At 50.7% G+C, this 10,133-nt stretch carries 11 protein-coding genes; all 11 read left to right on the top strand.

The genetic code is table 11. From position 1 onward, the window contains the following. Positions 1–759 precede the first annotated feature (759 nt). The 11 genes from ACQG0S_RS23905 (at position 760) to pilP (ending at position 10,133) form a co-directional block, all read left to right on the top strand. Positions 760–1,446, top strand: coding sequence for a helix-turn-helix transcriptional regulator (locus tag ACQG0S_RS23905; protein ID WP_096149269.1), 687 nt, complete (start codon positions 760–762; stop codon positions 1,444–1,446). A 452-nt stretch (positions 1,447–1,898) separates the two neighbouring features. Beyond that, positions 1,899–2,159, top strand: a complete 261-nt coding sequence (locus tag ACQG0S_RS23900; protein WP_022650064.1) for a helix-turn-helix transcriptional regulator — start codon at positions 1,899–1,901, stop codon at positions 2,157–2,159. Between the two features lie 285 nt (positions 2,160–2,444). Further along, a complete protein-coding gene (locus ACQG0S_RS23895) occupies positions 2,445–2,954 on the top strand; it encodes a transcription termination/antitermination NusG family protein (protein WP_032623570.1) in 510 nt (169 codons plus the stop codon). Positions 2,955–3,188: 234 nt separating this feature from the next. Further along, a complete protein-coding gene (locus tag ACQG0S_RS23890) occupies positions 3,189–3,860 on the top strand; it encodes a hypothetical protein (protein ID WP_022650066.1) in 672 nt (223 codons plus the stop codon). A 21-nt stretch (positions 3,861–3,881) separates the two neighbouring features. Then, positions 3,882–4,508, top strand: a complete 627-nt coding sequence (locus tag ACQG0S_RS23885) for a hypothetical protein (RefSeq protein WP_022650067.1) — start codon at positions 3,882–3,884, stop codon at positions 4,506–4,508. 73 nt (positions 4,509–4,581) lie between these two features. Beyond that, positions 4,582–5,088: a hypothetical protein gene (locus ACQG0S_RS23880; protein ID WP_022650068.1), complete on the top strand. Its 507-nt coding sequence runs from the start codon at positions 4,582–4,584 to the stop codon at positions 5,086–5,088. A gap of 14 nt (positions 5,089–5,102) precedes the next feature. Next, on the top strand, positions 5,103–6,200 hold the full coding sequence (locus ACQG0S_RS23875) for a toxin co-regulated pilus biosynthesis Q family protein (RefSeq protein WP_032623573.1): 1,098 nt from the start codon (positions 5,103–5,105) through the stop codon (positions 6,198–6,200). Continuing rightward, positions 6,200–6,637 (top strand): type IV pilus biogenesis protein PilM, encoded by a 438-nt coding sequence (gene pilM / locus ACQG0S_RS23870; protein WP_022649971.1) that lies wholly within the window; start codon positions 6,200–6,202, stop codon positions 6,635–6,637. The genes ACQG0S_RS23875 and pilM overlap by 1 nt, the downstream gene beginning before the upstream one ends. Positions 6,638–6,651: 14 nt before the next feature. Further along, positions 6,652–8,328, top strand: coding sequence for a PilN family type IVB pilus formation outer membrane protein (locus ACQG0S_RS23865; RefSeq protein ID WP_022649972.1), 1,677 nt, complete (start codon positions 6,652–6,654; stop codon positions 8,326–8,328). A gap of 1 nt (position 8,329) precedes the next feature. Continuing rightward, positions 8,330–9,634 (top strand): type 4b pilus protein PilO2, encoded by a 1,305-nt coding sequence (pilO2, locus tag ACQG0S_RS23860; RefSeq protein ID WP_022649973.1) that lies wholly within the window; start codon positions 8,330–8,332, stop codon positions 9,632–9,634. Then, entirely contained in the window at positions 9,618–10,133 is a 516-nt protein-coding gene (gene pilP / locus ACQG0S_RS23855) for a type IV pilus biogenesis protein PilP (protein WP_022649974.1), read from the top strand. Before pilO2 ends, pilP begins: the two co-directional genes overlap by 17 nt.

The following is a 10,133-nucleotide window of genomic DNA, read 5'->3' as shown; positions in this document are numbered from 1 at the left end:
CACTTCCTGCGCTTATGTTGCACAGAAGGAGTAAGTACGGAATCTCTTGTCTTTTTTCGCGCACGGGTTATACTCCCATACAGAAGCAACAACTTCTGCATGATTTGTTAAGGACCCCGTTAATCTCGCGATGCCGCCAAGTATCTAAGATTATCGGGGTTTTTGCTTTTCTGGGCTTTGCTAACTAACCACCCAGAACCTGCCACCTTCTTCGGCGTGACAACCTAATAAATTCATTTAGAACAATAAGTTCTCCGACTTTATCACCACAACAATGCAGGATCAATTTTTAGGATCTATCCGGCAGCAGGATCAAACATCACCTCTGGAGCGATGCGCTTCTGCGTCTCGTTTTAAGCTTTCGAACAGCTCAAGTGGTACAAGATAAAATGCCGGCGCGCTACGGTTCAGAATAGCAATAGCATCACCCTCTGCTGACTCGACAGTCCCTAACGGATCCCTTTTGAACTCCGTGATACCAGCGACTTTCGTGCAATGTATCGGATGTGCCATAACTCCTCCTGATTTACAGATAGCACCTACGAATTATTGTATCGTAGCATACAATCAGACACTTAAAAGCATCATTAACTAATATTATGATCGCAGATCAAATCCAGTTAAGTGTCGCCTTACATGATATAGTACATCAACACACAGAATATATCTCTAAATTTCAAATACATACGGCTCTTAGTGGATGATGTCTAAACTCGTTTCTTCAAAAAAAAATTCCAACTCGCTCCCCAGGTTTTAAACCTGATATCCAACAGCAGAGAACCGATGACAATCAAGAACGGCAATCTGCAGTATGTAGCGGTAAACCAAGCTTTTCTTCGATTATTAAAACTCCCCAACGATTATCCGATTGTAGGAAAAACGTTGGACCAGCTCCCTACCTCCTTAGCTTACCTCTCACAACGAATACATAAGCAGGAGGAACTCGTTATGGAACATGAAGATAAGTTTTCTTCAATCGTTACGCATCCAATAGGTGAGAGCAACTCCATACATGCCCTATGCTTCGAATCTAGACCCTATTACGACGATGACGGGATCTGCTCAGGAACGATGCTTCAAGTTAGGCCTGTTGATATTTTTGGGCCAGACAGCTTGCTATCGGGAGACGTTCCCAAATCGTTGGTATACAGGGTACCGTCTGAGATATTCACAAATGCTGAATGGGAGGCCATCTTCTTAATCTCTCTAAAATACAGCAGGAAAATGATGTCTCGAATATTAGGAACCTCTCTTAAAGCGGTAGAACACAGAATCAGCCGATGCCTGCAGAAAACCGGGACCTCGTCTGGAGCCGAACTATTAGACTTTTGCAAAAAGAATAACTGGGATGCATATGTTCCCCCTCGTTTTTTAAAGCCTCGGTTTCGACTATTCAGAGCTGCTCCTGATGCGTATCTAGTTGACTCATCACTAAGCAGACAGTAGTCTTCAAAGGTCACAGTAAATCCTGTGATCGGGCGTGAGAACCCGTATCTACACGTGCACATAGACACGCACAAGCGTGTTTTTTTGTGTACTGAACCAGCACATCTTCGTAATGGCGGTTCAGGTAGGGCAACCGTAAGGTTGGCCGGTACCGTGTAGGCCGGTTTCTCACCCCTGCCTGGGCTGCCACCAGAGCGTGAGAACTCCTTGGTAGCCGACATAGTATCTACACGGGAGCTTCATCTATGATGTGCAAGAACCTATCAAAAATTTCTATATCCCCCTTAGCAAATGAACATGCCTTTATAGGCCTAGCTGCTAAAGCTCACCCTCATCAGAAATCCTTCGCCCATACCACATGTCGCGACAAGGTCCATGGGGTTTCTCCCCATTAAAGGGGATGCATATTGCGCGTAAATTTACTACGTATAGATTTGCTAGGGGACTTAACGATGATTAATGAAAACACTATTAACGCCCTGCATAGCGTATTTCCTGAGCTTTCCAGAAAACAGTTAGAAATCGTTACTCTGTATGCTCACGGTAATGCATATGAGACAATCGCTGACATTTGCAATATTTCTGTTGAGACAGTCCGCTCGCATCTGAAGCGAAGTACTAAAGCTCTGAACTTAAAAAGTAACGATGCAATGCGTGCAGTTATATTGTCACGCTCATACTTTTTCATGATTTCATTGATGATCACAAATTAATCAAAAAATGCACCCTTGAGGGTGCATTTTTAGGATTCAGCCTATTTACACTTTACTTCATTATACAGAGAAACAAAAATACGCACAGTTCCTTAAGTATTGCCGCCAATTTTACTTAAGGGACTAACCTACAAGAGCATCCTGAGCCATGAAGGCGCTCGAACTACAGCATGCAAACTTAAGTGTTTGTTAGTAAGACTGTTTCGCCTTCATGGTTGAGTATGTTCGACCCCATTGAACTTGAATTATCCTTTCATGGATCAATTCTGCGCGAAGCGTTCAAAAATGAATATTGAGACTGTATGTAACCAACAATGGTATCTTGCTCTCTATATTACCGGGGGCAAAAACCGCGAGAACTTATTCGACTGGCTACACGACAGGAGAATAACTCCATGGACACCTTTATCCTTAACGCAAATACGGCGTGCGGATGCCCCGCATGTTTTCAGAAAAAGGATCTCGGCCGTTTTCCCAGGATATTTCTTCCTTAAGGCAGATTTCGAATCACAGAAAATAGATATGATTCGGGCGCACTCTGCATTCTGCGACTTTGTGAAATTCGGCAGTAAAATTGCCCCTGTGAATACAAGGGTAGTCGAAGCATTAATGAAGAAATACCCCGACCCGACTCATCACCCTGCTGCAAGAGCTGAACTCGAAGCGGCATCAGATATCTGGCTGACAAAAAGCCAATACAAACGCCTTACGCAGTTAGATAAAACGGATCATCCCATATCCCGGACTGCAATGCTGTTCGATATGATCACCCATGCTGATGCGTGGGGATTTTAAAATGTACTTAACCGAGCCTCTTAAGCTGGTTCAAACCAGTTTTACACCATCCCTTTAGTTTCCCCCGTTCACGGGGGCTTTTTTTCACCGTTTTCCGGCAATGACGTCTGGGCTGGCCCTGCCCAATGAACACCCTCTGTTCCTGTAGCCAGCCTGCTTTCAGGCTTCTTTCATTCTGGCGGAATGAAGGTACAGACGTCATTGCCAGAAACCGGAACCAGAGAGAGACAAACCATGCAATCCACCCAGGAACAGGTCAGCCATCTCTTGTGGTGCATTCTCGTAGCCTTACGTACGGCAGTCGAAAACCATCACATAACCTCAGAGCGTGGCAAACGTAGATTCATCACAGAATGGCTAAGCGGAGCACGAAGAATACCAACATTCAAAGGGATGAGTAGCGAGTTTATGACTATCCGGCAGTTGCTCGAAAACGAACGAAATCGTCCCATTGATGACGTCCTGACTGCGCTCTGGACCAACGCTGTTTCAACCGGGAACTGTGATCTGTTTCGTTTTCGGGCAGTTCTTAATTCACTTCTCGGCCTTGGCTGGAAGCACTGCCTTTGCCCCTGGCCTGAGCAGGTTGTAACTGAAATCATGGAACGCCAGCGAAATCGTAAGAACCACATCCTACAGTTCACCCGTATGGAAGAAGCATTTACCGCGACAGGCTCAATGGCTTCCCCCGTCACGCTTCAACTCCTCCTGAAAAAAAATGAAGATGATGAGGTAGAAAAGTCTTTCTATCTCGATCGTTTCTCTGTTGTCCGTGGCCGCGATATCTCACTACCCAAAGCCACTCTTCGCACACTCTATATCGGACATCACACACTGCCGGAGTCAGCATGGGGTGCCCGTGAAGGCGTCCGCTACGGAGATGTATGGCGCCCTGACCTTCATTAATCTTTTTGCCGAGGCTTAATCATGAAAACGCATACATTGGGCGTGCTATGTTCCCTGCTGGCGTTATATGGCTGCAACGGAGCTACTACTTCAAACCAGGCTCATCACCGTAATGAAATCGGGCAGTATCAGAAAAACGAAACTGCATACATTCCTGTCAGAGCCAGTATTTACGAGCTTTCCACTCCCGTAACGCCTGAACTAAAGGAATTGCTTGAACAGCCAGGTGCAAAAATATCTTTAAGACCGGTCAGCGCTTCACTGGGAGACGAACTCACGGAACTGGTCGCTAAAGGGGACGTCAGACTGCTCTACGATATGTCAGGAGTCACAACCAACAACAAGGCATTACTTTTCTCTGTTTCAAATTACTCCGCTCAACAACACGCAACGACAGGGGAGAAGAAGAAAGAAAATGTCGTGGATGATCTCTCATTAGTGATAACGCCGGCTCTTTCCGCAGACTCTGCATTAATGCAGATGACCGTAGAGCTTTCCCGGACCACTGGCAGCTCAAAAAATGAATATTCCCGTTACGCTATCAACTTCCGACAACTTCTCAGATTAAAAGGTGGACAGAAGCTCAGTGTTGCTCTTCCCCTCAATGACGAAACGAACCGCCTCATTATCATCTCTCAAAAAACATAACCGTCCCGACTCGTCACTTCCTGCTCCCTTTCATACCTGTATTTCACTAACAACTAACTCCGGAGTAAAAAACATGAAACATATTACCCTTGCCGTATTGCCGCTTATCCTGAGCGCCTGCTCATCCTCACAGCCCGATCAGCGTATTGACATTACTCACGGCAAACCAGCCTCTGTCCAAAAAGTGGTTTCTCTCAGGATGGATGCGCCGCTCAGCCAACCTGTTACTTTCGACAACTCAGACAGCGTACGCTATGTAAATTCGGTCACTACGGAAGATGGGAAAATCGTCAGTAAGGAATACCGCACTCTCTCTTATGGAACCACGGTCAGGGCTGTCGTCAGCGATGCAGGGGATGACAAACAACTCGTTTCACTGGCGGTACGACACGCCTGCCATCCCGAATTATCAAAACTCTCAGCTGGCTCAGCCGAGGAAGGGATAGACCTGCCCTCGCAAAATTACATAACTCAACAGCAAAAAATTCTGATAGCGCGCGGAGACGATGTTCTGATCAGCGGTATCGGTTTTGACGCGAACTGTGCTTTTCCACGTATTACCGTTCACCCCACCGAATAACCCCGGGGATCATCATGAAAAAACTTGCCCTGCCCCTGTTAATACCGTCGCTGTTAAGCAGTTGCGCGGGATTTAATAACCGTAACATTGCTCCTGACACACCTGCGCTCGTGTTTGTCGACGGCCAGATCAGCGATAGTGCCGATATCATTACACAGACACAGCGGCGAATTGCGCCTCCGGCGGCCACTCCCGTTCCCGTACGCCAGCCGACATCTGTAGCGGTAACATCGCAGACCTCCCCGCTGCCGCAACCAACAATGATGGCCTCCTCCGCAAAACAAGTCAGCTCAGTGAGCCCCATCATGAATCCAGCGCTGCCGGCACTCACATTTACCGGCACACCAGGTCCCGTTGCCGTTCTGTCATTATCACAGGTGCGTAACCTCACTTTCGAACAGTGGGTCAGGCGCATCATTCCGACTGGCTGGACGCTGAACTATGAGAATGCCCTGCGACCTGTACTGAATACCCGTATCGTCTCGGTCGACACCAATGACCAGTGGACCAGGGTGCTCAACCGTCTGCTGACAGAGCAATCCATCCAGGGTCAGCTGGACTGGGATCGTCATGCCGTCACATTGCAGCGAAAGGGGCAAACCGCTCAGATGACCGTCCCTGCACTGTCCACTGGAAACCTCCCTGCGCCGCCACAGGCGTCTGGCGCGCCGAGAAATCCGTTCAGCGGACCGGAGGTGACCCAACCCATACCGACGGCAGCGGTTAAAACCAGCACATCCTCTGTAACAACAAAACCGATGAAGGCACCAACAGCGGTAGTTAAAGCACAACCAGCCACCGGGGAACCAGTCGCACCTGTGGTTCAGGGTAAAACCTGGCTGGCGCCATCGGGAACGACTCTTCGGGAAATGTTGATGAAATGGGCGCAGGATACCCGCTGTGAATCAGGCGCATCATCGCACTGGACGGTTATCTGGCCAGTATCCGTGACGGATTATCGGCTTGACGCACCACTGACCTTCCGCGGCTCATTTGAAACCATGCTCGGTCAGATGTTCGACCTTTACCGTTCAGCACAGAAACCGCTTTATGCTGAAGCTTCCCGCATGCAGTGCGTGGTATCTGTCACAGACACTCCGGCAGGTCGGTGATGGGCTGGGTCATACTGGCAATCAGCATGATATTTTTCCTGATTGTCGGTGATATAGATTCGCAACAAAATCAGACCAGCCGGACTGCAATACAGACGCAGAGCGGCCAGCTTTATGCCTCCCAGATCCTGACTATCGCCAACCGCGTTAACGACTGGCGTTACAAAACTGGCCAAACGAATGGCACAGTTCCAGTTGACCAGCTGGGTCTTCCCTTTACTCCCGACGCCCGGATCCAGTACCGGTTACTTCAGAGTAGATTGTGGGTCTGGATGCCGGAACAAGCTGGACTCGTTGATGCCTTACGGGCACAGAGTCGCGGTTCGGCACTCATCGGCACCATGAGAAGCGGCCAGTTAATCTGGCTTTCCGGTCTGGCCACCGGGCTCACGGCTCCACAGGGCGTTCCTGAAGGCGCTGTGGTTTACCTCAACTAATCCGGATTTCCCCCATGAAGAAAACCCTTTTGCGGCGCCTGCTGATGGCGTCCTGCTTTGCCATGCTCGCAGGTTGTACCTTCTCTGAAATCAACAAAATGCAGACTAAGGCACAATCTGACGCCACGGTAGCCCGCGCACAGGCACAGCTCCCGCGAACACAACATCAACAACCACTGACCTGGACGGAGCGTCAGTGGATTAATCCGAGTCCTATCCCGGTCGCCGTTCGTGAACGGAACCACCAGGCTCCGTCATGTAATATCACCCAGGCAAAAAATACTATTACGCTACAGGAACTGGCACAACGCATCACCGCGCTGTGTGGAACCCCCGTTATTTTTACTCCTGACGCCCTTGATATCAGCCAGAGCAGCGTCAGTACCGGCGTCACACGCCAGATGAGTGGCACACTACCACCACCTGATGACAGCGGTCGGACGCCACTGGCCAGTCTGGGGGGCGTAACTTCTTTGCCGACTGGAGGAACCAGCCAGCCCCTGAACCTTACCGGACTGATGTGGCAGGGAGACCTGGGCGGACTTCTGGATCTGATGGCCAGCCGTAGCGGTCTCTACTGGCGAATGGATAATGGAACTATCGTGTTCTATCTGATGGAAACCCGGACCTATTCGCTGGCCATGCTGAACACTAAAACGTCCAGCACGTCGAGCGTCAGCTCAGGGACGACCAGCAGTATGGGAGCCACCAGTGGTACAGATAACTCCGCCTCCGGCGAATCCACAACCTCCCAGAGCACAACCACGGGGCAGGAATACGATTTGTATGCTGATCTGCGAAAAGCTGTGGAGTCGATGCTGACCCCGAACAAAGGTCGCTACTGGCTGTCCTCCTCCAGCTCATCACTGATTGTGACAGACACGCCGTCAGTACAGGCCGCTGTGGCCCGTTATGTGAACGAGCAAAATCTCATCATGAACAGACAGGTAGCCCTGAATGTTGAAGTCCTGAGCGTCGGTAACTCACGAAACGAAGATTTCCGGATTGACTGGAACCTGGTGTACAAGTCACTGCACTCTGCTGGCGCCACGCTTAACAACGCGACAGGGGATCTCACTGGTGGTATTTCTGCCGGCGCGTCCATTCTTGATACCGCTACTGGTAATGCCGCGAAGTTTGCTGGCTCCAGCCTTCTGCTGAAAGCATTGTCAGAACAGGGCGATGTCAGCGTCGTCACTTCTCAGTCCAGTACCGTGACTAACCTGACGCCCGTGCCTATTCAGATGGCAGATCAGACGGTCTATGTAGCGCAGTCGGCTACAACGACAACCACCGATGTCGGCGCCACCACAACGCTGACGCCTGGGATGATCACCACCGGTTTCAACATGACCCTGTTACCGTTGATTCAGGAAACAGGTAACGTTCAGCTACAGGTAAACTTCAACCTGTCAGATCCACCGACCATCCGTAACTTCACGTCAAAAGACGGGAACTCTTACATCGAGATGCCATATACCAAACTGCGCTCTCTGAGCCAGAAGGCAAATCTCCGGGCCGGGCAATCGCTGATCCTCACTGGTTTTGATCAGAACAATACCTCCGTCAATAAATCCGGCACCTTTACGCCAGGGAACCCGCTCCTGGGCGGAAGTCAGTCAGGTAAAAACGAACGGACCACTCTGGTCATCGTGATCACACCGACATTCCCGCAAAGTTCCGGAGGCTGAAATGAAGGATGAGGATTACCTGTTTACAATCCGGGATGGAAAATCCCGCAGCCGTTACTGGCTGGCGGGGATGGACTGGGCGCCAACGGAAAGACAAAAATTTCGGCTGCCGCCATTTCAACCAATAAAATCACGTTCCGGAAGAACAGACGGCATCGGCGTCCACACCTCAACAGGACAGTTCAATAAACGGGACACAGGGCAATCAGTCGCTGGGAGTGGCAGATTGCCCGTCCGTCATCGCCGTCACCAGCTCTTTTCGCTGGCACTCGCGTTCTGTGCCAGCACACGAAATGGATACGGCATTTATCGGTTGAGTAGTACCGACTTCGTGTTTCTGGCCAGTATTAATGGTGTGCCTGCCGTCACTGCCGATAAAACAGGGAGTGCGGACAAAATGCAGGGGCTGCTGACACTGTTCCTGAGCATGAACGAACCGCCCCCAGAAGGCTGGGTCTGTCTGGCATCAGTGGAAAACCCCCTTGATGCTAACAGCCTCTTTGCCGGACTATCTGCACGCAGGCGACAGCAATGCCGTGTGCATGTAGATGGACTCCGGAGGCAGCGCTGGTTACTGGCTTGCGCGATACTGCTGCTCAGCACAGGCGCCATTGCCTGGTGGCAGACGGCCACACCACCGGAGGAACCGGTACTCACCGCTGAAGAAATACAGGCCAGGGCGCGCGCAATGTTCGCCAGTCAGGCAAAACCTAAGGTTTTGCCTCATCCCTGGGCACGCGAGGTAACAGCCCAGGCTCTGATTGATGATTGTCAGAGAAAGACCGATCCGGCGCTACATGTTCTGGGGAGCTGGAAACTGGCATCCGGGACCTGTTCTCCTGACGGTATAACCCTTTTGTACCAGATTATGCCCGGTGGCACAGTCGAGGGGTTTCTCGCTCGCAGTCAGGAAGTCTTCGGTGTCACGCCAGTATTCAATCTTAAGGAGGGGGGGCGGGAAGCCCGAATTTCATTACCGCCCCCGGACAGACCACTCAGGGATGAAGCAGTGCCTGACAGTTCATTGCAGCTCATCCGCATCCTATCCTGGTTCCAGCGTCAGCAAATCACACTCAACATCACCGATGTAGCCATGCCTCCAGTCCTGCCGGGGTCGAACGGAGAACCGCCTCCTGTGCAGGACTGGCAGGAATACGCGTTTAGTTTTTCCGCGCCCCTCCCCGCCATCATCTTATTCGACGGTCTGGATGAAACTGGTATCCGACTTACCCGTTTAACATTCGAGCTGAACGGAAGTGCGTTCAGCTATACCACTGAAGGTAAAATTTATGCGTCAGCAAAGTAAATTTCTTCGGCAGGCGACACTCTGGCTCCTGCTGCCAATATTCGGGCCTTTACCCGTTCAGGCCTCTCAGTCCACGAACCAGCAGGTATCACCGCCAGCAGGGAACGTGATACCCGGTGTGACAAAGGGACAGCTTGAACAGCTGCATATCCGAAACGTCATTCTTCAGGCAGAAGTTCAGGGCGCGCAACTGCAGCGCCAGCTTGAGGAAAATCAATCCAGCGTCGGCACTCCTGCCACCGCTCTTCCCGGTGCCTCCTTCGGCGATACTTCACTGCCTGGCCAGCCTGCACGTCCGGTTACTGTGAGTAATCGCCCTGTCGTGCTGGAGATTAACGGCCGCGATAAAAACCTCCGCGCCACACTACAACTGCAATCAGGACTGTCATTGGTCGTATCACCCGGAAGCCGTATTCCAGGAATGGAGAGCACAGTCAAAAGCATTACCTTAGCCGGAGTCACACTCAGCGATGGCACACTGCTTGCCTTTGGGGACTAA

The organism is Enterobacter cloacae complex sp. 418I7, from assembly GCF_050030705.1.
Lineage (GTDB): Bacteria > Pseudomonadota > Gammaproteobacteria > Enterobacterales > Enterobacteriaceae > Enterobacter > Enterobacter intestinihominis.
This window is presented reverse-complemented; position numbering and strand designations above follow the sequence as displayed.

What these genes read in the sequence shown, in the direction of transcription:
- ACQG0S_RS23900 (WP_022650064.1), top strand. Translation starts at nt 1,899, where the DNA reads ATGATTAATGAAAACACTATTAACGCCCTGCATAGCGTATTTCCTGAG.
- ACQG0S_RS23895 (WP_032623570.1), top strand. Translation starts at nt 2,445, where the DNA reads ATGAATATTGAGACTGTATGTAACCAACAATGGTATCTTGCTCTCTAT.
- ACQG0S_RS23890 (WP_022650066.1), top strand. Translation starts at nt 3,189, where the DNA reads ATGCAATCCACCCAGGAACAGGTCAGCCATCTCTTGTGGTGCATTCTC.
- ACQG0S_RS23885 (WP_022650067.1), top strand. Translation starts at nt 3,882, where the DNA reads ATGAAAACGCATACATTGGGCGTGCTATGTTCCCTGCTGGCGTTATAT.
- ACQG0S_RS23880 (WP_022650068.1), top strand. Translation starts at nt 4,582, where the DNA reads ATGAAACATATTACCCTTGCCGTATTGCCGCTTATCCTGAGCGCCTGC.
- ACQG0S_RS23875 (WP_032623573.1), top strand. Translation starts at nt 5,103, where the DNA reads ATGAAAAAACTTGCCCTGCCCCTGTTAATACCGTCGCTGTTAAGCAGT.
- pilM (WP_022649971.1), top strand. Translation starts at nt 6,200, where the DNA reads ATGGGCTGGGTCATACTGGCAATCAGCATGATATTTTTCCTGATTGTC.
- ACQG0S_RS23865 (WP_022649972.1), top strand. Translation starts at nt 6,652, where the DNA reads ATGAAGAAAACCCTTTTGCGGCGCCTGCTGATGGCGTCCTGCTTTGCC.
- pilO2 (WP_022649973.1), top strand. Translation starts at nt 8,330, where the DNA reads ATGAAGGATGAGGATTACCTGTTTACAATCCGGGATGGAAAATCCCGC.
- pilP (WP_022649974.1), top strand. Translation starts at nt 9,618, where the DNA reads ATGCGTCAGCAAAGTAAATTTCTTCGGCAGGCGACACTCTGGCTCCTG.